General features: G+C 67.1%; 28 protein-coding genes and 1 pseudogene. 3 read left to right on the top strand and 26 right to left on the bottom strand.

Annotated elements, in window-relative coordinates:
* From BM150_RS25175 to dxr, 3 genes and pseudogenes are all read right to left on the bottom strand, one after another.
* A pseudogene (locus BM150_RS25175) lies at positions 1–153 on the bottom strand (flavodoxin-dependent (E)-4-hydroxy-3-methylbut-2-enyl-diphosphate synthase); the annotation flags it as partial.
* A 244-nt stretch (positions 154–397) separates the two neighbouring features.
* Positions 398–1,678 (bottom strand): M50 family metallopeptidase, encoded by a 1,281-nt coding sequence (locus BM150_RS20535; RefSeq protein WP_092929064.1) that lies wholly within the window; start codon positions 1,676–1,678, stop codon positions 398–400.
* Positions 1,678–2,931, bottom strand: a complete 1,254-nt coding sequence (dxr, locus tag BM150_RS20530; RefSeq protein WP_245755645.1) for a 1-deoxy-D-xylulose-5-phosphate reductoisomerase — start codon at positions 2,929–2,931, stop codon at positions 1,678–1,680. The genes BM150_RS20535 and dxr overlap by 1 nt, the downstream gene beginning before the upstream one ends.
* A 306-nt stretch (positions 2,932–3,237) precedes the next feature.
* Here dxr and BM150_RS20520 point away from each other — a divergent pair, with 306 nt between their 5' ends.
* Positions 3,238–3,537: a DUF2631 domain-containing protein gene (locus tag BM150_RS20520; RefSeq protein ID WP_092929058.1), complete on the top strand. Its 300-nt coding sequence runs from the start codon at positions 3,238–3,240 to the stop codon at positions 3,535–3,537.
* A 177-nt stretch (positions 3,538–3,714) separates the two neighbouring features.
* On the opposite strand, the gene rlmN is transcribed toward BM150_RS20520, so the two are convergent.
* Entirely contained in the window at positions 3,715–4,830 is a 1,116-nt protein-coding gene (rlmN, locus tag BM150_RS20515; protein WP_092929056.1) for a dual-specificity RNA methyltransferase RlmN, read from the bottom strand.
* A 205-nt stretch (positions 4,831–5,035) separates the two neighbouring features.
* Here rlmN and BM150_RS20510 point away from each other — a divergent pair, with 205 nt between their 5' ends.
* Positions 5,036–5,722 (top strand): metal-dependent transcriptional regulator, encoded by a 687-nt coding sequence (locus BM150_RS20510; protein ID WP_092929054.1) that lies wholly within the window; start codon positions 5,036–5,038, stop codon positions 5,720–5,722.
* 70 nt (positions 5,723–5,792) lie between these two features.
* Here the strand turns inward: BM150_RS20510 and BM150_RS20505 are convergent, their stop codons facing one another.
* The 7 genes from BM150_RS20505 to rpsB form a co-directional block, all read right to left on the bottom strand.
* Complete coding sequence (locus BM150_RS20505) at positions 5,793–6,239, bottom strand: hypothetical protein (RefSeq protein WP_139219600.1); 447 nt, start codon at positions 6,237–6,239, stop codon at positions 5,793–5,795.
* Between the two features lie 327 nt (positions 6,240–6,566).
* On the bottom strand, positions 6,567–7,256 hold the full coding sequence (locus BM150_RS20500; protein ID WP_092929118.1) for a methyltransferase domain-containing protein: 690 nt from the start codon (positions 7,254–7,256) through the stop codon (positions 6,567–6,569).
* 70 nt (positions 7,257–7,326) lie between these two features.
* Positions 7,327–8,172 carry a phosphatidate cytidylyltransferase gene (locus BM150_RS20495; protein ID WP_092929116.1) on the bottom strand — a complete coding sequence of 282 codons (846 nt, stop codon included), beginning with the start codon at positions 8,170–8,172 and terminating at the stop codon, positions 7,327–7,329.
* Positions 8,173–8,212: 40 nt separating this feature from the next.
* On the bottom strand, positions 8,213–8,770 hold the full coding sequence (gene frr / locus BM150_RS20490; protein ID WP_092632036.1) for a ribosome recycling factor: 558 nt from the start codon (positions 8,768–8,770) through the stop codon (positions 8,213–8,215).
* Positions 8,771–8,898: 128 nt separating this feature from the next.
* Positions 8,899–9,651 carry a UMP kinase gene (gene pyrH / locus BM150_RS20485; protein WP_092929050.1) on the bottom strand — a complete coding sequence of 251 codons (753 nt, stop codon included), beginning with the start codon at positions 9,649–9,651 and terminating at the stop codon, positions 8,899–8,901.
* Positions 9,652–9,925: 274 nt separating this feature from the next.
* Complete coding sequence (tsf, locus tag BM150_RS20480; RefSeq protein WP_092929048.1) at positions 9,926–10,741, bottom strand: translation elongation factor Ts; 816 nt, start codon at positions 10,739–10,741, stop codon at positions 9,926–9,928.
* Between the two features lie 94 nt (positions 10,742–10,835).
* A complete protein-coding gene (gene rpsB, locus BM150_RS20475) occupies positions 10,836–11,672 on the bottom strand; it encodes a 30S ribosomal protein S2 (RefSeq protein ID WP_092929046.1) in 837 nt (278 codons plus the stop codon).
* A gap of 519 nt (positions 11,673–12,191) precedes the next feature.
* Between rpsB and BM150_RS20470 the strand changes: the two genes are divergently transcribed.
* Complete coding sequence (locus BM150_RS20470) at positions 12,192–12,788, top strand: M23 family metallopeptidase (RefSeq protein ID WP_139219599.1); 597 nt, start codon at positions 12,192–12,194, stop codon at positions 12,786–12,788.
* Here the strand turns inward: BM150_RS20470 and whiG are convergent.
* The 15 genes from whiG to BM150_RS20390 all read right to left on the bottom strand — a co-directional run bounded on the left by whiG (position 12,756) and on the right by BM150_RS20390 (position 25,797).
* Positions 12,756–13,745 (bottom strand): RNA polymerase sigma factor WhiG, encoded by a 990-nt coding sequence (whiG, locus tag BM150_RS20465; protein WP_175496944.1) that lies wholly within the window; start codon positions 13,743–13,745, stop codon positions 12,756–12,758. The genes BM150_RS20470 and whiG overlap by 33 nt on opposite strands.
* Positions 13,720–14,700, bottom strand: coding sequence for a tyrosine recombinase XerC (locus BM150_RS20460; RefSeq protein WP_092929040.1), 981 nt, complete (start codon positions 14,698–14,700; stop codon positions 13,720–13,722). Before BM150_RS20460 ends, whiG begins: the two co-directional genes overlap by 26 nt.
* A 69-nt stretch (positions 14,701–14,769) precedes the next feature.
* Positions 14,770–15,921 carry a DNA-processing protein DprA gene (gene dprA / locus BM150_RS20455; RefSeq protein WP_092929038.1) on the bottom strand — a complete coding sequence of 384 codons (1,152 nt, stop codon included), beginning with the start codon at positions 15,919–15,921 and terminating at the stop codon, positions 14,770–14,772.
* A complete protein-coding gene (locus tag BM150_RS20450; protein ID WP_092929036.1) occupies positions 15,918–17,441 on the bottom strand; it encodes a YifB family Mg chelatase-like AAA ATPase in 1,524 nt (507 codons plus the stop codon). The genes dprA and BM150_RS20450 overlap by 4 nt, the downstream gene beginning before the upstream one ends.
* 1 nt (position 17,442) lies before the next feature.
* Positions 17,443–17,844 carry a YraN family protein gene (locus BM150_RS20445; RefSeq protein WP_092929034.1) on the bottom strand — a complete coding sequence of 134 codons (402 nt, stop codon included), beginning with the start codon at positions 17,842–17,844 and terminating at the stop codon, positions 17,443–17,445.
* 312 nt (positions 17,845–18,156) lie between these two features.
* Positions 18,157–18,480 (bottom strand): DUF2469 domain-containing protein, encoded by a 324-nt coding sequence (locus BM150_RS20440; protein ID WP_043572207.1) that lies wholly within the window; start codon positions 18,478–18,480, stop codon positions 18,157–18,159.
* 21 nt (positions 18,481–18,501) lie between these two features.
* Positions 18,502–19,284, bottom strand: coding sequence for a ribonuclease HII (locus tag BM150_RS20435; protein WP_217641789.1), 783 nt, complete (start codon positions 19,282–19,284; stop codon positions 18,502–18,504).
* A 2-nt stretch (positions 19,285–19,286) separates the two neighbouring features.
* A complete protein-coding gene (gene lepB / locus BM150_RS20430) occupies positions 19,287–20,237 on the bottom strand; it encodes a signal peptidase I (RefSeq protein ID WP_175496943.1) in 951 nt (316 codons plus the stop codon).
* 402 nt (positions 20,238–20,639) lie between these two features.
* A complete protein-coding gene (gene rplS, locus BM150_RS20420) occupies positions 20,640–20,999 on the bottom strand; it encodes a 50S ribosomal protein L19 (protein ID WP_043572209.1) in 360 nt (119 codons plus the stop codon).
* Positions 21,000–21,382: 383 nt separating this feature from the next.
* A complete protein-coding gene (gene trmD / locus BM150_RS20415) occupies positions 21,383–22,153 on the bottom strand; it encodes a tRNA (guanosine(37)-N1)-methyltransferase TrmD (protein WP_175496942.1) in 771 nt (256 codons plus the stop codon).
* Positions 22,154–22,302: 149 nt separating this feature from the next.
* Positions 22,303–22,845, bottom strand: coding sequence for a ribosome maturation factor RimM (rimM, locus tag BM150_RS20410; protein ID WP_092929110.1), 543 nt, complete (start codon positions 22,843–22,845; stop codon positions 22,303–22,305).
* A gap of 10 nt (positions 22,846–22,855) precedes the next feature.
* Positions 22,856–23,095: an RNA-binding protein gene (locus BM150_RS20405; RefSeq protein ID WP_092632068.1), complete on the bottom strand. Its 240-nt coding sequence runs from the start codon at positions 23,093–23,095 to the stop codon at positions 22,856–22,858.
* Positions 23,092–23,547: a 30S ribosomal protein S16 gene (rpsP, locus tag BM150_RS20400; protein ID WP_092929028.1), complete on the bottom strand. Its 456-nt coding sequence runs from the start codon at positions 23,545–23,547 to the stop codon at positions 23,092–23,094. The genes BM150_RS20405 and rpsP overlap by 4 nt, the downstream gene beginning before the upstream one ends.
* 234 nt (positions 23,548–23,781) lie before the next feature.
* Positions 23,782–24,570, bottom strand: a complete 789-nt coding sequence (locus BM150_RS20395) for a CPBP family intramembrane glutamic endopeptidase (protein WP_092929026.1) — start codon at positions 24,568–24,570, stop codon at positions 23,782–23,784.
* A 153-nt stretch (positions 24,571–24,723) separates the two neighbouring features.
* Positions 24,724–25,797: a metal-dependent hydrolase family protein gene (locus BM150_RS20390; RefSeq protein WP_245755644.1), complete on the bottom strand. Its 1,074-nt coding sequence runs from the start codon at positions 25,795–25,797 to the stop codon at positions 24,724–24,726.
* Positions 25,798–25,949: the final 152 nt, after the last annotated feature.

Raw genomic sequence — 25,949 nt, 5'->3', positions numbered from 1 at the left:
GTTGATGTCGGTGGTGTTCGTCGTCGTCATCGTCTGCACCGAAACCGGGTGATCACTGCCGACACCGACCGGCCCGACCTGTAACTGGCGGGTTTTACGCCGTTCCGCGAGTACCGGTTCGGGATTGGCGGGCATACCCAGATCGACGGTCATCGCGTCTTCTCCACCTTCGCAATGCGGATCGAATTGTCGGTCCCGCGATATGACGGGAACCTCGGGGTGACGGAGCCCGGCGGGTGAGAGGCACCGGACCGCCACCCACGATACCGGCACGCACCACGACTCGAACGGGAAGTCACCTTTCGAGTGATGTCCGCCTTCTTAGCAGGCCTTTCGAGTGAGTTTAATAACACGGCGCGTGATACCGCGGGGCCTTTCGGAACGCTGTTACCGGGGATCAAGTGAGCGTAACCGGGTTGACCACGTCCGCGACCAACACCAGCAGCGAGTACGCGATGAATATGATGCTGATTCCGTAGGCCAACGGCATCAGCTTGGCCGTGTCGAACGGCCCCGGATCGGGCCTGCGGGTCAGCTTCGCGAAGTTGCGCCGCAGCGCCTCCCAGAACGCTCCAGCGATGTGACCACCGTCCAGCGGCAGCAGGGGCAGCATGTTGATCAGGAACAACGAGAGGTTCACACCAGCCAACAGCTGCACCATCATGATCAGCCGGGCACTGACGGAGAGCTTGTCGTAGGAGAGCACCTCGCCGCCCAGCCGGCTCGCGCCGACCACCCCCACGGGGGAATCCTCCGCTCGTTCCTGCCCGCCGATGGCGGCCACCAGATCAGGCACCTTGCTGGGCAGCTCCACGACCTTCTGCGCAGTCGCGCCGATCATGGTGCCGATCCGGGTGACGACCTGACCGAGGTTCTGCCGCACCAGGTGATCGGTGGGGACCACTCCGAGGAAACCGACCTCGACCAAGCCCTCCGCCTCACCCAGTCTCGGCTGGGGGTTCTGCATGAGCTCGGGGCGGAGCGTGAGCCTCTCCCCGTCCCGCTCGACGAGCACGGTCGCGGTGCCGGAGGCATCACGGATCGAGTTGCGCAGCTCCGACCACGACTCGACCCACTGGCCGTTGAACCGCAGGATCTCGTCGCCGGGCCGGAAACCCGCCGCCGCCGCGGGTGACTTCGGCGCGTCGGCGGGGCACTGCTGCGTCGTCTGGTCGGCGGGCACAACGCACTCGCTGACCGAGCGAATCGTGGTGGTGGGCTCCGCGATCCCGTAGCCCATCAGCACCGAGGTGAAGATGCCGATGGCCAGGATCAGGTTCATGAACGGCCCCGCGGCCATCACGATGATCCGCTTCCAGGGTTTTCGCTGGTAGAACTGCCGGTGGGAGTCCTCGGGCCGGACCTCCTCGGCCACGGCCTGCCTGGCGTCCTCGACCATGGCTCGCCACGGTGCGGAGGAAGCCGTGCGCCCGTACTCCTCGTCCCGCTTCGGCGGGAACATGCCGATCATCCGGATGAAGCCGCCGAACGGAACGGCCTTGACGCCGTACTCCGTCTCCTTGCCCTGCCGGGAGAACAGCGTGCGGCCGAACCCGACCATGTACTGGGTCACCTTGACGCCGAACATCTTCGCCGTCGCGAGATGGCCCAACTCGTGCCAAGCGATCGAGAACAACAGCCCGAGGAAGAAAATCAGGATGCCCAGCACGACAAGCATCAATGCGCTCTTTCCATACCGGCGAGTTCGCGGGCTCTGCGACGGGCCCACTCCTCGGCTTCGAACACCTCGTCCACGCTGGCCGGCTCGGCGCACCAGGCGTCGGCCCCTGCCAGTACCTCCTCCACAGTGTGCACGATGCTGGTGAAACGACTGTTACCGGCGACGAACGCGGCCACCGCCTCCTCGTTCGCGGCGTTGTAGATCGCGGGCAGGCATCCGCCCCGCCCACCGGCCTCCCGAGCCAGCCGAACCGCGGGAAAGGCCGTGTCGTCGAGCGGTTCGAAGGTCCACGAGGCCGCCTTTTCGAACGTCAGCCGTGGGGTGACTCCGCCTATCCGGTCGGGCCAGCCCAGGCCGAGCGCGATCGGCAGCCGCATGTCGGGGGTGCTGGCCTGCGCGATGGTGGCGCCGTCGACGTAGGTGACCATCGAGTGCACGATCGACTGCGGATGCACCACGACGTCGATGCGCTCGTACTCCACGCCGAACAGCAGGTGGGCCTCGATCAGCTCCAGACTCTTGTTCACCATCGTCGCCGAGTTGATGGTCACGACCGTCCCCATGGACCACGTGGGGTGTGCGAGCGCCTGCTCGACGCTCACCTCGTGCAACGCCTCGCGGCCGTAACCCCGGAACGGCCCACCGGAGGCGGTCAGCACGAGCCGTTCCACCTCCTCCTCCCGACCGGCCCACAGGCACTGCGCCAGCGCGGAGTGCTCGGAGTCCACCGGGACGATCTGCCCGGGGGAAGCGGCCCTCGTGACCAGCGGTCCCCCCGCGACCAACGACTCCTTGTTCGCCAGCGCCAACCGCGAGCCCGCGTGCAGGGCGGCGAGCGTGGGACGCAGCCCCCGTGAGCCGTCCATACCGTTGAGGACCACGTCGGCCTCGGTCTCGCGCACCAGCTCCGTGGCGGCGTCCGGTCCGGCCAACAGCCGTGGCAGCCGGAAACGACCGGTCGAGTAGCCGAGCCGCTGCGCCTCGGCGTAGAGCGCGAGCTGCACGTCCTCCACAGCCGTGGCCCGGGCCACGGCCACGACCTCCACCCCGAGTTCGAGGGCCTGCGCGGCCAGCGCCGCGGGATCGTTGCCACCGGCTGCCAGACCGACCACCCGGAACCGCTCGGGGGCCTGCCGGATGACTTCCAACGCCTGGGTACCGATGGAGCCGGTGGATCCCAGCAGCGTGACGGTGTGCACCGTGTCGCGTTCCTCGCGCCGGGCGCGCGTATCCGGTTGGGCTGAGACCATCGGGGTCATTGTCACCCACCGGCGACGTCACGCGTCATCGCGGTCGCGTTCGGCGGAACCGAGTGGCCGTCGAACCGGCCCGGATCGACCGGGAGCCAGGAACGATCGGGAACCAGGAGTGACCGGTCACACTGCCGACAACACTGCGGCGGCCACCGCCCGGCGGTGTGCGAGGATGGTCGACATCGGCGGTCCGCGTGCCGTGCGGCAGTTCGATCCGCGACGAAGCCGTGTACCGCCCCATGCCGACGATTCGGCGTCCGCGACTCCGAGGCCCGGGAGTCGCGACGGTTACAGGAGGGGAACGTGGCAAGCACGGAGCTGGAACAGACCCAGAGCGAACGGACACCCACCCAGGCGATCGATCCTGCCGAAGAGCCCTCGGTGGAATGGGGCTGGCACGGATCGTTCCCGAAGGGCATCCAGATCGCGGGCTGGTTCTCCACCTTCGCGATGGTGATGATGCTCATCGGCAACCACCAGGGACTCCTCAGTGGTGGTGGCCACCCCATCAGCGCGGACATCTGGCTGATCGTGATCGCGCTGGGAATGGCGGTCGCGCTGATCTACGACCTGCGCAGGCGCCGCACCTCGTGGCGACGCTGAATCTCGTGACGATGCCGACACGCCCTCCGGGCGGTGGGCCGCGTCGCCGAGTTTCGGGCGAGGAGCTCTCCGGCGTCGCGTAGGCGCACTACGCGACGCCGCTCCCACGGCCGCTCACTGATGTCTTGCTGTCGTGCTGTCGGTGTGCGCGGGTCTCCCGGAGCCGGAAAACCTCGATCAGGAGTTCTCGGCGGCCAGCTGCCCGCACGCGGCGGCGATCTCCTGACCGCGGGTGTCGCGCACCGTGCAGGAGACCCCCGCCTCGCGTACGCGCCGCACGAACTCGCGCTCCACCGGTTTCGGGCTCGCGTCCCACTTGCTTCCCGGCGTGGGATTCAACGGGATGACGTTGACGTGGGCGAACCTCCCCAGGTGCTCGTGCAGCAGTTTGCCGAGCAGATCGGCTCGCCAGGGCTGGTCGTTCATCTCGCGGATCAACGCGTACTCCACCGAGACGCGCCTGCCGGTGTGCTCGGCGTAACCACGTGCCGCCCGCAGCACTTCCTCGACCTTCCAGCGGTTGTTGACCGGAACCAGTGTGTCCCGCAACTCGTCATCGGGTGCGTGCAGCGAAACGGCGAGCGTGACCTGGAGCCCTTCCTCCGTCATTCGTCGGATGGCGGGTGCGAGTCCCACGGTGGAGATGGTCACCGAGCGCTGGGACAGTCCCAGCCCGTCAGGGGCGGGGTCACAGATGCGGTGCACCGCGTCGATGACCCTCCGGTAGTTCGCCAGTGGCTCCCCCATGCCCATGAAAACGACGTTGGAGAGCCTGCCCGCCCCACCGGGCAGCTCACCGTCCCGCATCATGGCGGCGGCCTGCCGAACCTGTTCGACTATCTCCGCGGTCGAGAGGTTGCGCTGCAGACCTCCCTGCCCGGTGGCACAGAACGGGCAGGCCATGCCACAACCCGCCTGGCTGGAGATGCAGACGGTGGCCCGTTCCGGATAGCGCATCAGAACGCTTTCCAGGGTGGTCCCGTCGTGAGCCCGCCACAACGTCTTGCGGGTCTCCCCCTCGTCCGTGTCGAGGTTGTTCACGGCGGTCAACAGCGTGGGCAGCAGTTCGTTCGCCAGCACCTGCCTGCTGGAGGCCGGGACATCACTCATCGACCACACATCGGCCGTGAGCCTGCCGAAGTAGTGCTGCGCGAGTTGCCGTGCGCGGAACGGCTTCTCACCCAGTTCGGAAACGGCGGCACGACGCTGTTCCGCGGACAGATCGGCGAGATGCCTGGGAGGCATCCCCCGCTTGGGCGCGTCGAAGACGAGAGGTAGGGACTGCGAGGTCATAGCACCGGCAGTATCCCACGAGGACGAGTGGACGAACGCGGCGGTCACCCGCCGAGTCGGGCGGGGCACTCCGGGCGGGTCCACCCGGATCGGACGCGGCAGGACTCGATTACGGAACGGACACATCCGAGCGCGCGCAGTGGCGGTCGGCATCCGCTGCGCGGGGTGCGGGCGAGGTTTTCGGGCGCCGTCCTATCGTGAAGCCATGACTGGCATGGTTGAGCGCCACTCAGCCTCCGTGGAGGACTACGTACGGACGATCTACGGGCTGGGCGAACGCGGCGCGGCGGTCACGAACACCACGCTGACCGCTCGTCTCGGGCTGAGCCCGTCATCGGTGTCAGGGATGATCAACAAACTGGCGCAGCTCGGCCTGGTCACCCACGAGCGGTACCGGAGTGTCGAACTCACCACCGAGGGGCGCAGACTCGCCTGCGACGTGCTGCGCAGGCATCGGCTGCTGGAGTTGTTCCTGGTGGAGATTCTCGGCTACACCTGGGACGAGGTGCACGACGAGGCGGACTCGCTGGAGCACGCCGTCTCGGACGAACTCATCGAGCACATAGCGGCCAAGCTCGAACACCCCACCCACGATCCGCACGGCGATCCGATCCCGACCGCGGACGGGGTGGTGGAAAAACCCACGACCAGACTGCTGGAGCACCTGGAACCGGGCACCGTCGGCACGATCGCGCGCGTGTGGGACACCGACTCCGAACTGCTGCGTTACCTCACCGATCACGGTTTGACGCTGGGAAATCGTATCGAGGTCGTGGAGCGCAAACCCTTCGGCGGACCACTGGTGGTACGAGTGGGCGAATCCGAAACGGTCGAGACGCACTTCCTCGGCTCCGAGATAGCCCAGACGCTGTCCATCACGGTCCAGAAGTGAGTTCTTCCACACCGGATCGGCAGTAGCACCAAGACGTAATGGTGGTGACCGCGGCAGTGCCGGGGAGGCGTCACCCGGGGTCGTCGGAGGCCGAGCGGTTCCGAGACCGATGGCCGTTCCCGGAACCGTGATCGGCATACCGGGAGTCCTCAACGAACGGCGCGGCACGCTCCGCGGCGACGGTCCGGGAACCGGAACGCCCCGGCGAGTCCTCCACGGCGGAACCGTCCCCCGTCCGTTCGGCTTCGTAGGCGCCCAGTACGGCGAGCAGCAGGTCGAACCTGCTGTCGGTGAGCCGAACGACCACCCATCCGAAACCGAACAACCCCGCGAACACGAACCCCGCCACCCATTCGATCGGAGCGTGCTGGGCCAATAACAGCACAGCAACGCACAGCGCCAGCCCGGAGGCGAAGGCGACGATCCGCGCCACGGTGACCGTCTTCCGCAGTGATCGGTACATCGGGCAGTTCCTGTCCAGATCCCGCACCGCGTCGGTACGCTCGCCGGGCTCCATTCGTGCGACTCGATCCAATCCCGTCACGAGCGTTTCGACCGGTCCCCCAGCCATAGCTACCGCACTCCCGCCAACCAACCGGAATTTTCCGAAGCGACGGCCCCCCGACTTCGCTCGAACACAGTCGATCATGGAAAAACGGGGATGACAAGGCGCCGTTCGGATTACTCACCGGCCGCGAAACGGGCCCGGCCGAAACCGGCGATCCGAATCCGGAACAGTGGTCGACCGCGGCGAACGAAACCGGTCGACGCGCCGAGACCACACGCGAACGCACGGAAACCGGATGTTCGATCGATCGGCACGACACCGAACGAAGAAAACCGATCACTCCTCGCGACGAATTCGAATCCGGTAGTTCACCGGGAGAGCGGTCCCGGAAATCGATTCGACGGCCCGACGGGCCACGGGCGGGGAGAACTCGATCCGCAGTACGGCTTCCAAACTGTTCCGGTCGTCGAATTCCCAGCGGGTCTCGACGTCGAAGCTGTCGAACCCACGGGAGGCGAAGAACCGCTCGATCCGCTCGGGGTCGAAACCGGTGAGGTCGGCGCGCATCCAGTCGCCGTACGGTGGGCTACGACCGTCCAGGTCGATGATCGCCAACGCGCCGCCGGACCGCAGCACACGCCGAGCCTCGGCCAGACCGGCCTCGCATCCCGGCCCGAAGAAGTAGGCGGTGCGAGCGTGCAACAGATCCACGGAGCCCGCCGGCAACGGCAACCGGTGGGCGGCGGCACGAACCACGCGGACCGAATCCCCGCACCGCGAACGCGCGAGCCTGCGCCGGGCACGGCGGACCAGTGGGCGGTACGGCTCGATTCCCAGGACGCTGCGCGCACGTTTCGCGAAAACCGGCAGATGAAACCCGGTACCACAGCCGATGTCGACCACGTCGAGCCCCTGCCAGTCCTGGAGGCCGCGCAGCTTCGCCCAGACGGCGCCGGTCACGTCCTGCGCGGCGTTTTCCACCTCGTAGACGTCCGGCCAGTTCCACACGTTGGGGCTCGGACGGATCTCGACGTCACCGAGGGCCACCGCACGAGTGGCCGCGAGTTTGACCGACAAGCCAGCCAACATCGCCTCGTCAGCTCGGAAGCAACCAGAACAGCGTGCTCCAGGCGACCACAGCCGAAGGCAGCAACGAATCCATCCGATCCATCAGACCACCGTGCCCCGGCAACAGGGTCCCCATGTCCTTGATGTCGAGATCCCGTTTGATCAACGACTCCATCAGGTCACCGATGGTGGAACTGCACACCACCGCCAGGCCGAACAACGCACCCGTCCACCAGGCGCCGTCGAGCAGCAGACCCACGGAGATCACCCCGCCCGCCACACCGGAGACCAGCGAGCCGACGAATCCCTCCCACGACTTGTTGGGACTCACCCGGGGGGCCATCGGGTGTCGCCCGAACAGGACTCCGGAAGCGTAACCACCGGTGTCGGACGCGACGACACCGATCATGAAGCACAGCGCGCGGAAACCACCGTCGGGAGGAACGACCAGCATGGCCCCGAACGCGGCGAAGACGAAGACGTAGGCGGTGGTGAACACCGATGCCGTGACGTCACGCAGGTATCCATCGACCCCCAGTCGAACACGCCAGACCAGACACGCCAGCGTCGTGAGGGCGAAGGCGACCAGAACGGCGGGCAAGCCGTAAGGCCAGGACAACCAGATGATCGCCTGTCCACCCAGCAGGACGGGGAACAGCGCCAGTCGAATACCGGCCCCGCGCCGCAGCGCTCCCGACAGCTCCAGAGCGGAGAGAGCCGCCGCCACGGCGACGATGCCGATGAACAGGTGGCGATAAGTCAGCAGAGCGGTGACGATTCCCGCGCCGAGCAACAGCCCGACCGCCAACGCGGCGGGCAGGTTCCGGCCGGCGCGGGAAGGGCGTGCGGCATCGCCCGGCACGTCGGCCGACATTCCGGACTCACCTTCGCGCTGGTCAGCGGTTACCACGTCCTCAGACCTCGAGCAGTTCGTTTTCCTTGTGCTTGACCAGCTCGTCGATCTGGGAAACGTAGCGATGGGTGATGTTTTCCAATTCCTTCTCACCGCGCGTGCCCTCGTCCTCACCGACCTCACCGTCCTTGACGGTTCGATCGATCTCTTCCTTGGCCTTACGACGCAGATTCCGCACGGTGATACGAGCGTCCTCGCCCTTCTGCTTGGCGAGCTTGGCCATCTCCTTACGCCGTTCCTCGGTCATCTCGGGGATCTGTATGCGGATGACGTTGCCGTCGTTGCTCGGATTGACCCCGAGATTGGAATCCCGAACAGCGCGTTCCATAGCACCGAGCTGACTGGCATCGTACGGCTTGATGACCACGAGCTTCGCCTCGGGCACATTGATGCTCGCCAACTGGTTCAACGGAGTCGGCGAACCGTAGTAGTTGACGACGATGCCGGAAAACATCGCCGGATTGGCACGGCCGGTCCGAACGGTGGACAGATCGTCCTTGGCCACCGTCACCGCCTTCTGCATCTTCTCCTCGGCTTCGAGAAGAGTCTCGTCAATCACGGCTGCTCCTTCGGTACGGGGCCGGCAGGCTCCGACGGGTTTGTCGACACTGGTTACCGCTCCGGCGGGATGTGATCGCACCGGAGCCCGATCAGGAATCAGGATCCCAGTACGAGCTCCGGGGAGTGCTAACCGGGGGTGCTGACCAGCGTCCCGATTTTCGCACCGCTGGCGGCACGGGCTATGTTGCCTTCCACCAGGAGATTGAAGACGAGAATCCGCATGTGATTGTCCATGCACAAGCTGAAAGCCGTCGCGTCCGCGACCTTCAGTCCCCGTTCCAGAACCTCGCGGTGGGTAATGCTGTCGAAGAGCTCCGCACCCGGTGTGGTCTTGGGATCGGCCGAGTAGACACCGTCCACCCCCTTGGCCAGCAGCACCACCTCGGCACCGATCTCCAGAGCCCGCTGGGCGGCGGCCGTGTCGGTGGAGAAGTACGGCATACCGGTCCCGGCACCGAAGATGACGACGCGCCCCTTCTCCAAGTGCCTACTGGCACGACGCGGAATGTAGGGTTCGGCGACCTGCCCCATGCTGATAGCGGTCATCACACGGGTGTCGATACCGTGTTCACGCTCCAGGAAGTCCTGCAACGCCAGGCAGTTCATCGTGGTGCCCAGCATCGCCATGTAGTCACCGCGGGCGCGTTCCATACCGCGTTGCTGCAGCTCAGCACCACGGAAGAAGTTTCCGCCCCCGATGACGACCGCGACCTCCACCCCGTTGGCGACCACCTCGGCCAGCTGCCGCGCGACCGTGCCCACGACGTCGGGATCGACCCCCACGCTGCCGCCGCCGAACATCTCGCCACCCAGCTTGAGCAGCACTCGTCGGTAACCGGCCTCACCGACATGGCCAACGGGTACGCCGTCGTCAGTCACTCACTCCTCCTGAGAAAACGCCCCGCCCTCGGGCTGCGAAGGCGGGGCGCGGACATCGATTCCTGGAGTCGTCCGGAAACGACGAGGACACGTACGGATGCCGACTCACGTGCCGGATTCACATCCCGCTCGCTCGTGGTCCCGTTCCACGATCACTCCGGAACAGCTCCCGCGCGGAGTGCTCCGTCGGACGCGGAACACTCCGGTAAACATCCTGGCCGCCGGAACCGCGGGGCGCACGACAAGCACGATTCCACGGTCGGCAACGCGAAGCTCAGGACTGACCGACTTCGAACCTCGCGAAACGAGTGATGCTGACTCCGGCCTCGTCCAGCAGATCCTTGACGGAACGCTTGTTGTCCTGGACGGAGGGCTGGTCCAGCAGCACGTTGTCCTTGTAGAATCCGTTGAGCCTGCCCTCGATGATCTTGGGCATGGCCTTCTCCGGCTTGCCCTCGGAGCGGGCGGTCTCCTCCGCGATCCTGCGCTCGTTCTCGACGATGTCCTCGGGCACGTCCTCCCGGGAGAGGTACTGCGGCTTCAACGCCGCGATCTGCATCGCGGCACCCCGGGCGGCCTCCTCGTCGGAGCCGGTGTACTCGACCTGGACCCCCACGGCGGGCGGCAGTCCCGCCGCACGACGGTGCAGGTAGGTGGCCACCTGCCCGTCGAAGGCGCTGATCCTGCGCAGTTCCAGCTTCTCACCGATCTTGGCGGACAGGTCGTGAATGGCCGTGCCGACGGTGCTGTCACCCAGCTTGGCTTCGCTGACCGTCTCGACGTCGGCCGAGCCCGCCTCCTTGGCCGCGGCCACGATCTTGTCGGCCAGTTCCACGAACTCGTCGTTCTTGGCGACGAAGTCCGTCTCGCTGTTGAACTCGATCAGGACGCCGTTACCGCCCGCGACCAGACCTTCCGCGGTGGAGCGCTCGGCCCGCTTGCCCACGTCCTTGGCGCCCTTGATGCGCAGGTTCTCGATCGCCTTGTCGAAGTCGCCCTCGGTCTCCTCGAGCGCCTTCTTGCAATCCATCATGCCGGAGCCGGTGACGTCACGGAGACGCTTCACATCGGCCGCACTGTAGTTCGCCATCGTGCGTTGTCCGTCCTCGTCGGAGTGTGTACGCGGTGGGGAAATCGAAGTGACGGGGCGCGCCCGCCCGACAGGCGCGGGCACGCCCCGTTCGTCAGGACTGCGCCGGCTGCTGGTCTGCCTCGGAGTTCGCGGCGGCCTCGGACTCACCGGAACCGGTCAGCAACTCCTTCTCCCACTCCGCGAGCGGCTCCTCGGAAGTTGCCTGCTGGTTCTCGCCGGTCTCGGCGCTCTCGCCGCGGCCACTCCGGGCCATCAGGCCCTCCGCGACACCGTCCGCGACCACGCGGGTCAGCATGGCCGCCGAGCGGATCGCGTCGTCGTTGCCGGGGATGGGGTAGTCCACCTCGTCCGGATCACAGTTCGTGTCGAGGATGGCGACGATCGGGATCCCCAGCTTGCGGGCCTCACCGACCGCGATGTGCTCCTTCTTGGTGTCCACGATCCAGATCGCGCTCGGGACCTTGGACATGTCACGGATGCCGCCGAGCGTGCGCTCCAGCTTCTCCTTCTCGCGGGTCAGCATCAAGATCTCCTTCTTGGTGCGCCCCTCGAAACCACCGGTCTGCTCCATCGTCTCCAGTTCCTTGAGACGCTGCAGCCGACGATGCACGGTCTGGAAGTTGGTGAGCATACCGCCCAACCAGCGCTGGTTGACGAACGGCATGTTGACGCGCTGCGCCTGCTCGGCGATGGCTTCCTGCGCCTGCTTCTTCGTCCCGACGAACAGAATGGTGCCGCCGTGGGCGACGGTCTGCTTGACGAAGTCGTAAGCCCCGTCGATGTAGGACAGGGTCTTCTGCAGATCGATGATGTAGATGCCGTTGCGCTCGGTGAAGATGTAGCGCTTCATCTTCGGGTTCCAGCGGCGGGTCTGGTGCCCGAAATGCACACCGCTGTCGAGCAACTGCTTCATGGTGACGACGGCCATGGCCTGCTTCGCACCTCACGTGTCGGGCGCGCCGTTCGGCGGCGCGCGATTTCGGTTGCCGTGATGAGCCGGGTGACCCACCACCCTGGTACGCGCGGAGCCGTCGCCCGGACACACTCGGTGAGACCGGGACCGCGGACGCCTCCTCGTGATCGCCGCACCGTTGCCCCGCACCGGACAGTGCTTCCACCACCGACGGCGGCAACCCCCTCGTACCGGTTGCCGTCCTCGGGCAACCCGCACGGGCGGCTCTCGTCGGACCCGATCCGCGGGGCTCGTCGGAACGAAGACCCCCGACCGATCCGAGAGACGGACTCCGAGCACGGAATCCGGAGGTGATGCGATCGATACGCGCGTACGCGAAGTCGAACTCGCCGGAGGACGAGTCGCGGGAACGAGTGTACGCCACAACAGGTGGCAACCACATCGCGGTGGCGATTTTCCACAGCTCCCCGATCGCTCCACCCGGTGGGAAATCGGGTCTGGCCGGTGAGCGCCGGCTCCGGCAGAGTGATCCGCATGCGTGGTTGGGCAGTAGCACTGGTGCTGGCCCTGGGAACCGGAACCGTCACCGCGTCGAGCGGCCCCGACGTTCCCACGGCTCCCCCCGGGGAACCCGCAGGCACCAGCACGCCGGGCCTCCGGCTGCGGGAACCGTTGCGCGGGTCGGGGGAAGTGGTAAGGGATTTCCGAAAACCCCCGAACCGCTACGGCCCGGGACATCGGGGAGTGGACCTACGGGCGTCTTCCGGCGAAGCGGTTCTCGCCGCGGCGGCCGGAACGGTCGAACACGCCGGGTTCGTGGTGGACAGGCATGTGATCGCCATCAGCCACGGCAACGGCCTGAGCACCACCTACGAACCCGTGCTCCCCGAAGTCACCGCCGGGCAACCGGTCGAACGAGGCGAGATCATCGGCAGCGTAGCCCGAGGCCACCCCGAATGCGCCGCGAAGAAGCCGCACACGTGCCTGCACTGGGGACTGCGCGACCACGACACCTATCTCGACCCGCTGCTCCGACTCACCACGGGCGATGTCCGGCTACTGCCGTGGCGCGGCCCCGAGAGGGAACACCGCTCCAGCTCAGTTCCCCGGCTCGGTCAGTTTCCCCCGTAGGCGCAACACAGCCCTGGTGTGCAGCTGACACACCCTGGACTCGGTGACGCCGAGCACCTTTCCGATCTCGGCGAGGGTGAGATTCTCGAAGTAGTACAGCGTCACCACGATGCGGTCCCGTTCGCTCAGCCGCTCCACAGCCTCGGCCAGCTGACGTCTGCTGTCGCGATCGACCAAGGTGTTGACCGGGTCCTCAGCACGGTCGTCCGGCAGCGTTTCGGCCAGCGAAGCGGTGCCCCGCCCCACTCCGATGAGATCGTCGAGCGCCACCACGCTGGTCATCTGTAGCTGCGCGAACAACTCACGCAGCTCCTCGACGGACAGGGAGAGTTCCTCGGCCAGCTCCGAGTCGGTGGCAGTGCGTTGCAGCTTGGCCTCCAGTCGCTCCAACGCGCGCTCGACGTCCCGGGCACGGCTGCGCACCGAACGCGGAACCCAGTCCTGCGCTCGCAGATCGTCGAGGATGGCGCCGCGGATGCGCTGCATGGCATAGGTCTCGAACTTCAGTCCTCGCTCGGGTTCGAACTTCTCGATCGCGTCGACGAGTCCGAACACGCCGGACTGGATCAGATCGGAGACCTCCACGTGGGCGGGCAGCCCGGTGCCGATGCGGCCCGCCACGTACTTGACCAGCGGCGCGTAGTGCAGCACCAACCGGTCACGAAGCCGCTGTTCCCGGCTCCGGCCGAATGCCTGCCACAGTGCGACTATTCCGGCCTCCACGTCTTCGCCCTCACGATCCTCGGCGTGGCCCGCTGCGGCGGTACCGCCCTGCGGCCACCACGCCTTCCGAAGCATCGAGTCGAATCGGGAGACACCGTCACCGCGGTGTCCGTTGCCGTGCCGGGGGTGCTGCTCCGTCTCCTCCGCCTCGTCGGCGGGCCGCATGCCTGATCGCGCGGTGGCCGCTCGGGCCGCGCCCCCGGCATCGTCAGGAACGGGGGTGGGTTCGCTCATGGATCGCCTTCAACCGTTCGACGGTCACGTGAGTGTAGAGCTGCGTTGTCGAAAGCGTAGCGTGACCGAGCAACTCCTGTACGCTACGCAGGTCCGCTCCTCCTTCCAAAAGATGCGTCGCAGCGGAGTGGCGCAGACCGTGCGGACTCAGCCGACCGGCGTCACGGACGGTGCTGACGGCGTCGTGGACGATACGTCGCACGCTGCGCGGATTGAGCCGACCACCGCGAACACCGAGCAGCAGGGCGTTCCCCGATGCGGAACCGGACAGTTCAGGGCGTCCGATCTCCAACCAACGGGCCAGGGCACGTGCGGCCGGAACACCGAACGGAACCGCCCGCTGCCGGTCGGCCTTGCCGATTACGCGCAGCATGTGGCGTTCGTGGTCGATGTGCTCCAGGTCGAGTCCGCACAGTTCGGAGACCCGCACACCGGTCGCGTAGAGCAGTTCGAGCACCGCGTGATCACGTAGCGCCACGGGGTCCTCCTGCTCGGCCCCGGCGGCGGCCGCACGCAGCGCCGAGTCCGCCTGATCCTCGCGAAGGACGGACGGCAACCTGCGTCGGCCCCCCGGAACGGACAACCGAGGCCCGGGATCCTCCGTCAACAGCTCTCGGCGATGCGCCCAAGCGGTGAAAGCCCTGACGGCCGCCGCACGGCGAGCGAGTGTGGTTCTACTGGCACCTCGTTCGTGCTCGGCACTCAGCCAGGAACGAAGCGAGTCGATACCGAGTTCGTGAAGCCCCGGAACCTCCCCCGCGCACTCGGCCCCGAAGTGTTCCAGTAACGAGACGACATCGGTGACGTAGGCACGCACGGTATGGCGGGACAGCCCTCTCTCCCACGCCAGGTACCGCTCGAAACGATCGACTGCCGTAGTCAGTTCGGCGGGAAGACCTCGACGGGTCGCGAGCAGGTCCGGCCTGGTCGACTGCTGGGAACGTTTCTGATTCATGCCGAGTGACGTCGCTGGGTGCGTTCGCCGGATTCAAGTAGCACGACGCCACGATACGCGCTCGACATCTCACTGCTCGCAACGTGTCCATCCTCGATCGTCACACCGGACGAATCCGGATATCTCCAACGCGCTCAGGCAGGTGACCACCGACTTTCGCGTTATCCCCGTGTCGTGTGCCAGCTGTTCGACGGTACGGCGCCGGGTCGGCGAGAGCGAATCGTGGACACGTTGGGAAACTTCGTCGAGCTCGTCCGTGGGACGCGGGGCGGGTTCACGTTCCGGTGCCTGGGCGGTACCGATATTCGAAACAACCTCCAGCACGTCCGGGGCACCGGTCACCAGTACGGCCTTTCCGGAACGGATCAACTCGTGACAACCTGACGAATTGGCCGAGGTGACCGGGCCGGGCACAGCCATCACCGGCAGACCCAGGGTGTCGGTGGTGGCCGCGGTGTTGCCCGCCCCACTTCGGAGTCCCGCCTCCACCACCACGGTACCGTCGGCCACGGCCGCGATCAGGCGGTTGCGGACCAGGAACCGGTGTTTCCTCGGTGGTGTGCCGGGTGGGTACTCGCTGCACACCAGTCCGTTCTCGGCGATACGCGCGATGAGCCTGGCGTGGCCCGCCGGATAGTCGAGTTCCGGGCCACAGGCCAGAATCGCCGCGGTGGCGCCACCGGCGGCGAGTGCGCCGCGGTGTGCGGCACCGTCGATTCCGTAGGCGGCCCCCGAGACCACCGTCGCTCCGGAACGAGCCAGTTCGTACCCCAGTTCCGCCGCGCAGGACTCGCCATAACCGGTCGCGGCACGGGCGCCGACCACCGCGACCGCACTGCGCAACACGGCTTCCGGTGAGACGTTCCCACGGCACCAGAGTGCCATCGGAGCGGCCAGCCCGGACAGTCCGACCTCGGTGGCCCCCTCCAGAAAGGCGCTCCGAAAACCGGGCCATTCCCGGTGTTCGGGGGTGACCAGCCGAATTCCGGACCGGTGGGCGCGTTCCAGTAGTTCGGCACCACACACGTGCTCACGACGAGCGGCGGTCTCGTTGACCACCGCGCCGGGAACGTTGCCAGACCGAATCCGATCGGCAGCGATTTCGGCACCGTGCACCGCGACGAAACCGTAGGACGCCGGTGCCGGTGGTTCGGCGACGGCGGACAGATACGCCCAGGCGCACAATCGCTCGGGGCTTACTGATCCGGCGGAGGCGCTCATGCGGTGGTCCTGTCACGGAACCGCAGCGCGGCGGCCACGTGATCCACCTCGGGGCGTTCCGCCCCGTCCAGATCACTCAGCGTCCAGGCGACACGCAGACACCGGTCGGCTCCCCTCGCCGTCAACGCACCCGTGTCGAGTCCTTTGTCCAACAGTCTCGTGGCACTGTCCGGCAACGGGAACTCACGTCGTAGTACGGGGCCGGGAACTTCGGAGTTCGAACGCCAGCCGTGCTTCTCCCACCGCAGGAGAGCGGTTCGGTGTGCCCGGGAGACCCGCTCGCGCACCGTGGCGGAGGATTCCGGGGGTTCGTCGTCGGGCAGTTCCATCGTGGACATCGGACGCATCCGCACCCACAGGTCGATACGGTCCAGCAACGGCCCGGAAAGCCTGCTGAAGTACTTTCGCCGAGCGTGCGGTGTGCACTGGCAGTCGATGTCCCTGGCGGGTGCGCAGGGACACGGATTGGTGGCCATGACCAGCTGGAACCGGGCCGGATAGCGCAGGGTGCCCTCACTCCTGGCCAACCGGATCTCCCCCTCCTCGAGGGCGGTCCGCATGGATTCCAGCCGTTTCGTCCCCCATTCGCAGGCTTCGTCCAGGAACAGCACCCCGTGGTGGGCGCGACTGACGGCACCCGGTCTGGCGAGTCCGGTTCCGCCGCCTATCAGGCCGGGAAGGGATATCGAGTGGTGCGGAGCCACGAACGGCGGGGTACGCAGCAGCGTGGCGTTCTCGGACAGTTCACCCGCGACGGAGTGCACCGCGGTGGTCTCCAGGGCCCGCGGTACCGACAGTTCCGGAAGCAAGCCGGGCAGTCGTCCCGCCAGCATCGTCTTGCCCGTCCCGGGCGGGCCGACCATCAGGAGATGATGGCCACCCGCCGCCGCTATCTCCAGTGCCCGCCGCGCCTCCGGTTGCCCGAGGACGTCGACCAGATCCGGTGCCGGAGACGACCGAGGCACACCCTCGTCCGCCGGGTCGGGACCGGACCACAGCTCTCCGGTGCCCCGTGTCCAGTCGATCACCTCCCGCAGGGTCTCGGCGCCGAGGATCTCGATCCGCTCGACGAGACCGGCTTCCCGCAGCCCTTCCAGCGGCACGACCGCGCGTCGCATGCCACCCGCGACGGCTGCCAACAGTCCGGGCACGAGTCCGCTCACCGGACGAATACGACCGTCCAGTGCCAGCTCCCCGAAAAAGACCGTTCCGTCGAGCCTGCCCGCGGGCACGCGTTCGGCCCCGGCGAGCACCGCCACGGCCAGGGCGGTGTCGAACGAGGTTCCGGTCTTCGGCATGGCGGCCGGTGACAACGCCAGGGTGACGCAGGACTGCGGCCAGTGCTCCCCGGAGTTCCTGATCGCGGCACGGACCCGATTCTTCGATTCCTGCAGTGCCGCGTCCGGCAGCCCCAGCAGCTGAACACTGGGGATACCACCACTGCGGACGTCGGACTCGATCTCGACCAGCACACCGTCCACACCGAACAAGGCCACCGCCCAGGTGGTGTGCAGCGCCAACTCAGCACACCTCCTCGTGGTGCTCGATGCGCACCGGCGAGTCGGGTGGCCACAGCACGGACAGCACGTCGAACCGAACCGGACAGTTGCGGACGTCGTGGGCCCGGAGCCAGGCGGCGGCGACCTCTCGCAGTTTGCGTACCTTGTGCGGGCTCACCGCCTCGACCGGGGAACCGTAATCGATCCCGGATCGCGTCTTGACCTCGCAGACGATCACGCGGCGCCCGTCGGTGCAGACGATGTCGAGCTCCCCCTGCGGGCAGCTCCAGTTACGGGAGAGCACCACCAGGCCCCGCTGCCGGAGATACTCCGCCGCCAGCCGCTCGCCCGCTCTCCCCAGGGCGTGTCTTCTGCCGTGCGTGTCGTCGTCCGAGACTGCTCCGATGATGGGTTTCGGTGTCATGGGCGCCTCCGGGATCGGTTGGATCGGACACTTCCAACCTGCCCGGAGCGCTACGCGCCCACCAAACTCGAATCATTCGGTTGTGTAGCACCGCGGAAGATGTGGACAACCACGTGCCCGTGGCTCACCGCCCCGTGACGGAGCTCGCCGACGTGGCCGGTGACGGCACGTGGGCCGGTGACCGGCCACGTCCGGGAAGTGACGAGGGCACGGGAGACGACGAGCGGGCACCCACGAGACTCCCCGGCACTTCCCGTGGCATTCGACTCGCGCACCGGACTCCTCGGGCCTCGGAGCGAGGCACGCGAACCATCAGCCGAACGGCGTCCCGCTCTCCGGCAGCCGGAGTTCCGGCTTGTCGAGTTCCTCGACGTTGACGTCCTTGAACGTGATCACTCGAACGTTCTTGACGAACCGGGCGGGGCGGTACATGTCCCAGACCCAGGCATCCGACATGACCACCTCGAAATACACCTCGGTATCCGAGTTGCGCACCTGAACGTCCACCCCGTTGGCCAGGTAGAAACGCCGTTCGGTCTCCACCACGTAGGTGAACTGACCGACGATGTCGCGGTACTCCTTGTAGAGTTGCAGCTCCATCTCGGTCTCGTACTTCTCGAGATCCTCGGCGCTCATGGCTGTGCGAGCCCTTTCCTGTCACTGATCGGTCCACGGATGCCCAATGGCGGCACTCCCATTGTCCATCACAGCTTGATCAAAAGCATCGAACAATCCGGATTCACTACTGTTGCCTCGTGGCGAACGCATACCGTGAGTGACCGCGGCCTCCACCACGTTCGAGTAACTCCAGCGATGCTCCGTGGTGGGACCGTGTAACCGGAGAGCGGAGGTGTGTCGCGCTGTCGAATACCCTTTGTGCACGTCGAAACCGTACTCCGGGCACGAGACGTGCAGCTCGTTCATCTTCCGGTCCCGGCTGACCTTCGCGAGCACGGAAGCCGCCGCCACGCAACCGGCCGCCCGGTCCCCCTTGCGCACTGCCACGCTGGGGGCGGTCAACCCCTCCACCCGGAAGCCGTCGGTGAGCACATAACCGGGATGAACCCCGAGACCGGCGACCGCACGGCGCATTCCTTCCAGGTTGGCGACGTGCACCCCCATCGCGTCGACCTCGGCCGGTTCGATCGAAACCACGCAGTATCCCACCGCCGAGGCACGGACGACCTCGAACCAGTGATCACGAGCACGGGCGGTGAGCAGCTTGGAGTCGGTCAAACCGTCGAACCGACGTCCCGAGCCCGCGCGCAGGACGCAGGCGGCGACCACCAACGGACCGGCGCAAGCGCCGCGCCCCGCCTCATCGACACCGGCCACGGGGCCGAGCCCCCGACGTTCCAGTGCGTTCTGCAGTGCCCAGCTACCGGAGTCCCTTCGCACGATGGTGCGCGGCAACCCCAGCTCAGCGGATTTGTTCCGCAAGCTCAGTGTCGCTCCCACGTACGCGAGCGTGCTGCAACCAGCGAACCGCGGCGAATCGACCACACGGCCGGTACGACCACCAGGTACCGCAGTCCTTCCCAGCCGGGGGATCCGGACCACGGATCCCCGCCGGGACCGAGCGCCACGGCCTGCGGGTTCGATTCCTCGATACCCTGCCACCGTCCGGGCGGCAGCAGAATCACCTGCGCCTTACCGACCACGTTGTCGACCGGGACGGCACCGGCGCGGCCACCACCACCCTGGTACCTGGAGTCCAGCGAGTTGTTCCGGTTGTCCCCCATGACCCAGAGGTGATCCTCCGGCACGGTCACCGGGCCGAACTCCTCCTGCTGCTGCGGAGATCCGGGAGCCCAGTAGATGTAGGGCTCGTCGAGCGGCTCGCCGTCCACCAGAACCCGGTTCTGCTCGTCACAGCACTCCACGGTCTGCCCGCCGGTGGCGATCACGCGCTTGACGAAGTCCTTCTCGACGGGCTCGACCAGGTGGAGCAGCGAACCGATGCGGTAGGAGAAACCGACCACCGGATTGGTGGGTTCGGACACACCGCCCTCGTCGGCCATCCAGCTCTTCGGTCCGCTGAACACGACCACGTCGCCCGGCTGGGGATCGCTGAACCGATAGGTGATCTTGTCGACGAGGATCCGGTCGTTGCTGCACCCGTCACAACCGTGCAGCGTCTGCTCCATCGAGCGCGAGGGGATCAGGAACACTCGCGCGACGAACAGCTGCAGCAGCACGGTCAGCACCAGCGCGGTGCTTATCAGGACGAACAGTTCCCACCAGAAGGAGCCCTTCCTGGACTTTCCGGACCGCTTCGAAGCGTTTCGCGCCGAGGAACGCGTCTCGTCCGCCTGTTCGGCGGCTGCCTGCTCGTCCGAGGAGCCCTCCGCAGGGTCCTCGTCGGGTCCTTGGGAACGCATGACGTCGGCCACGCGGCCAGGCTACTGGATACACGATGCCCGTCTCCCGCGACCCCGCGAGGGAACACGCGTAACAGCTGCCGGATTCATCACGGTTGCGGTGCACTTTTACCGATCTGTCACGATCATCCCGCCCGGTTGTCGAGCCAAGTGACCGACGATCGGGCACGATGCCCCGGAACCGACCGGGTCGGTTTCACCTGATCGAAGGAAACCAGCCTGACACGAATCACCGCTTCCGAAAGCACGTGGCCCGATCCCGCGGCCCCGTGGGGCGTCCCGGAGAAGCGGGGCCGGGGAACTTCGAGCACTCGGGAACGGGACGACAAAATGCACGGCCCCGAGCCTCGGGACCGTGCATCGTCGATGGCGTTCCGTCCGGTGGTAGATAGATGCCACCGGCGCGGCAGCGCGTCAGGAGGAGGACTTGGCCAGCTTCTTCTCCTTGACGCGCGCAGCCTTGCCGACCCGGTTACGCAGGTAGTACAGCTTCGCCCGCCGAACGTCGCCACGCGTTGCGACCTCGATCTTGGCGATGTTGGGGCTGTGCACCGGGAAGGTCCGCTCCACGCCGACACCGAAGGAGACCTTGCGAACGGTGAAGGTCTCCCGGATGCCACCGCCCTGCCGGCGGATGACCACACCCTGGAAGACCTGGACACGCTCGCGCGAACCCTCGATGACGCGGACGTGGACCTTCAGCGTGTCGCCGGGCCGGAAGTCTGGGATGTCGGAGCGCATCGACTGGGCGTCCAGCGCGTCCAGCTTGTTCATCGGTGGTCCGTCCTCATCCGTGTCGTTGAACGTTCACTCACGACAGTGAAATCTGTTCGGGCGAGCCGCGACTCGCGTCACGGCGACCGATCCGCCTCTCGACCCTGACGGGCCGCGCGGATTCCCCTGTGACCTACCCGACAACACCGATCGGGCCCCGGGTAGTCACCGAGTCGTTTTGCGTCACCTCGTACCACGAGGAAGACGTCCGCCGGAGCAGAAAAGCGATTACCGGTGGTACTGCCACCGCACCGGTCGCGTTGTCTCACCGGGCAGCTTATCAGCCGGGTTCGCCGCCTCCGAACGAGCCCCGACGTCACCGGAGGCGAGAGCGCCGAAGCGATCCTCCCCGGGCAAGTGAGCCCGGCGGACTCGCCGTTCCCCTACTCATCGCCGGACGAGGCACGCTCCCGTCGCAGCCGGTCCAGCAGTGCCCGGTCGTGCTCGTCCAGTTCCTCCGGGGGGAGGGTGTCGAGCAGCTCGGGGCGGCGGCGCAGCGTACGTTCCAAACCCTGCTCTCTGCGCCAGCGACGCACCGCCGCGTGGTCACCGGAGCGCAGCACATCGGGGACCGAGAGCCCCCGCCAGGTTTCCGGGCGCGTGTAGCTCGGCCCCTCCAGCAGTCCGTCCGAGAACGAGTCCTGCTCCGCGGAGGCCGGGTTGCCGAGCACCCCGGGCAACAACCGCGCCACGGCCTCGATCATGGTCAGCGCGGCCACCTCGCCACCGACGAGGACGTAATCGCCGATGGACACCTCCTCGACGGGCATCCTCCGGGCTGCGTCGTCGATGACTCGCTGGTCGATGCCTTCGTAACGGCCACAGGCGAAGATCAGGCGCTCTTCGCGGGCCCAGCGACGGGCAGTGCGCTGGTCGAACGGCACTCCGGCGGGCGTGGGGACGACCAGACGAGGGGTTTCCGCCGCCTCGGCGGCCACGCTGTCGAGCGCCTCACCCCACACGTCCGGTTTCATCACCATGCCGGGGCCGCCGCCGTAGGGACTGTCATCGACCGAGCGATGGACATCGTGGGTCCAGTCACGCAGGTCGTGCACCCCCACGGAGATCCTGCCCCGCTCGATCGCCTTTCCCAGCAGGGCCTCCCGTACCGGAGCCAGATAATCGGGAAAGATCGTCAACACGTCGATCCGCAACACAGCTCCCTTCCGGGGTCGGGCCGCCGACCAGTCGAACCGCATGGCCGCGAGCCGAGGACGTGGCGAGAAACACGCCGGACTCGGGGGGGGGGGGGGGGGGCGTGAACAGGACGTTCCCCGGTGGGGAACGGCGGTTCGTCATCGGCTCAGAAGAGTTCCAGGAGCCCCTCGGGAGGGTCGATGGTGACGGTGCCGTGGTCGGTGTCCACGTCGACGACGATGTCGGCGACGAACGGCACCAGGGCCTCCCGCCCGTCCGGGAGCGACAACCGCAACAACTCCCCCGCCGGGGCGTGCAGCACACCGAGCAGACTGCCCAGCTCGGCGCCGTCCGGACGGACCGCCCGCAGCCCTTCCAGCTCGTGGTCGTGGAACTCGTCCGGGTCCTCGAGTTGTTCCAGTTCGTCCGGCCGAACCCCGAGCAGCACGCCCCGAAGGCGCTCGGCGTCCTCACGCGTGGTCACTTCGACGGCTTTGACCAGCGGCCGTCCGGCGTGCCACCGGACGGCCGCCAGTTCGAGCGACTCGGGACGCGTTCCCCGGGACTTCCACAGCACTCCGAGTACGGCGCCCACGACGAAACGACGCTCCGGACTGTCCGTGCGGATCTCCACCACCAACTCGCCCTGGATTCCGTGCGGTTTGACCACACGACCAACCACGAGTGGAGCCGCCTGTTGCTCGGCCATCATGGGCTTCTCAGCGATCGGTATCGACCACGTCGACCCTGATGCCACGGCCGCCCACGCCGGAAACGACGGTGCGCAACGCGGTGGCGGTCCGACCGCCCCGGCCGATCACCTTGCCGAGGTCGTCGGGATTGACGTGAACTTCGAGAGTACGACCACGGCGAGTGGTCAACGACTCGACACGCACCTCGTCGGGATTGTCAACGATCCCCCGGACGAGGTGCTCCAACGCGTCGGCGAGGACAGTCACTCCTGGCCTTCCTCGGCCTGCTCCTTGTTCTCGTCCGCAGCCGCGGCGGACTCGGACTTCTTGCCGCCACCCTTCTTCTTCGGGGTGGTGGCGTCCGCGCCCGGCTCCTCGTCGGCGGCGGCCAGCGCTGCCTCGAAAAGCTCCTGCTTGGGGGTCTTGGCTTCCTTCACCTGCAACGAGCCCTCGGCTCCGGGAAGCCCCTTGAACTTCTGCCAGTCACCGGTGACCTTGAGCAGGTGCTGAACCCGCTCGGTGGGCTGGGCACCGACACCGAGCCAGTACTGCGCACGCTCGGAGTTCACCTGGATGTGACTCGGCTGCTGCTTGGGGTGGTACTGGCCGATGGTCTCGATGTCCCTGCCGTCACGGCGGGTCTTAGCGTCGGCCACGACAATACGGTAGTGCGGTTCACGGATCTTGCCCAACCGCATCAACTTGATCTTAACTGCCACGGGTGGTGGTGCTCCTCAAACTCTCGTTCGTGCTCCGGTGAGCATCACTGTGCACCAGCGCCGGACGCGCCGGGATGCTCATACTTCGACCAGCCACGAAGCGGTGAGAGAGCCCGCTCGTGGCGAACAGCTCCCTATTGTGCCAGACCCGTTTTCGGGCAGGAGCCCACGGTCTCCGGCTCGGGCAAACCGCCGGAGCGGAAGGCCCCGAGGAACGGATCCCCGATCGGTCTCTCAGGCAGGCAACATGCCCAGCGACATGAGCAACAGCCCCAGCGCGGGCAGGAAGTTGTTCACCTGGTGTGCCACGACGCTAGCAGTCAACCTTCCGGTGACCAGGCGGGCCAGCCCTATCGGGACCGCTATCACGATCAGCAGCAGCGTACGGGCGGGTTCGAAGTGCCCGATGGCGAATATCGCGGTGGTGAGCAGAAAAACGGTCAGCTGGCTGAACCTGAGCCGCTCCATCGCTCCCCAGAGCAGACCGCGGTAGAGCAGTTCCTCGCAGACCGGTGCGATCAGCCACACGTGCAGAAAAATGATCACTGCCAGCACCGGGGGGAGCCGGATGTCCTCGAGGAGACTTCCCACGGCCGAGTTGGCCTGATCCACACCGACCCAGCGGGTCCAGAGCGCCGAGGCGACGGTACTCAGCACCAACCCGCAGAAACCGATGAGCAGTCCCGTCCGCACATCGGAGCGCCGCCATCGCAGCCCGAAGTCCCGCACCGGCCCGTTCCCACGCACCATGGTCGCGACGACGGCCACCAGACCGGCCAGCACCGTGGGAGCCATCAGCACGAGCACGAACACGGGCCCCATCCAACCCTGCTCACCGAAGTCCCCGACCAGGGCCGCGAGTCCCACCGAGACCAGCACGAACACGGCCTCCGCGAGGAAGAAGGCCCCGAAGCCCCACCGCGGGGCCGCCACGGTCGACCTGCCGTCCGGACTCGGAGTGGCCGCGCCGGACTGTTCCGGATCAACGTCTCCGCCGGATCCGGATGACTGCGGTGCCGTCACGGGCGCCTCCGTGCGATCCAGGTGACTTCCGGAGCACGGAACGATCCGTGCCCGTCGGGTCGACAGACTACCGTCGACCTCGGGGGGTCGGCACCTGGATATACCACCGGGACGGGACGCGCGGATCCGAGGAACGACCACCGGAACGGTTCGTCACCGCAGCACACCGCCGCGCAACAGGATCAGCTCCGGGGAGCGCAGCGCGTCCAGATCCGCCCGCGGGTCCGAGGCGTAGCAGACCAGATCGGCCTCGGCACCGTGCTCCAAACCCGCGAAGCCGAGCCAGCGGCGGGCGGACCAGGTCGCGGCGCCCAGCGCCTGTTCCCGAGACATCCCCACCCGGTGCAACGCGACGATCTCGTCGACGAGCCTGCCGTGCTCGATACCACCACCGGCGTCGGTACCCGCGTAGACGGGAACTCCGGCCTCGACGGCCTTGCGCACGGTGCGGTCTCCGTCACGATGGAGTCGGTGCATGTGTGACGCGTAGTCCGGGTACTTGGTGGCGGCGGCCGCGAACGAGGGGAAGTTCTCGATATTGATCAGTGTGGGGACCAGTGCGATGCCGTCACGCGCCATCCGCTCGATCATCGCGTCGTCGAGCCCCGTACCGTGCTCGATGCAGTCGATCCCCGCGTCCAGCAGCCCGGCCAGTGCCTGTTCCCCGAAGACGTGCGCGGTGACCCGGGCCCCGTGTCGATGCGCGGTCTCGACGGCCTTGTGCAGCACGTCCGGGGTCCAGAGCGGAGCCAGGTCTCCGACCGAACGGTCTATCCAGTCACCGACCAGCTTGACCCAACCGTCGCCCTGGGCGGCCTGCCTCGCCACCGCTTCCGGGAGCTCCTCCGGCTCGTCGAGCTGTTCGGCGAGCTTCGGGATGTAGCGCTTCGGCCGAGCCAGGTGCCGTCCCGCGCGGATGATCCGGGGCAGGTCGGTTCGCTCCTGCAACGGGCTGGTGTCCACCGGAGCGCCGCAGTCCCGGATGAGCAGCGTCCCGGCCGCCCTGTCGGTCTCGGCCTGGTTCGCCGCCTCGTCGAGGTCCACCGGCCCGTCCGGGCCGATACCGACATGGCAGTGCGCGTCCACCGGGCCGGGTAGCACGTACCCGCCGTCGAAGATCGTGACGGCGTCCTCGACGGGTTCGGTGCTGATCAGCCCGTCCCTGATCCAGAGATCGCGCGATCGCCCCTCCGGAAGGAGCACACCACGCAGGTGCAGTGCCGTCACGAACGCTCCTCGGTAGTCGAACAGCATCCCCGTCCGGCCGTGCCACACCCTGTCCGGGCTTCCGGGACGGCACGACCGACGCGAGGGCGTCGCGGAGCGGCCGGCCCGCTCCGCGTTCCCTGCCGGGCCCGCTCACCGAACCGCTCGTTCGA

The sequence above is a fragment of the Actinopolyspora alba genome, from assembly GCF_900112765.1.
Lineage (GTDB): Bacteria > Actinomycetota > Actinomycetes > Mycobacteriales > Pseudonocardiaceae > Actinopolyspora > Actinopolyspora alba.
Note: the sequence above shows the minus strand (reverse complement) of the source record. Positions and strands in the feature narration are given on the sequence as shown.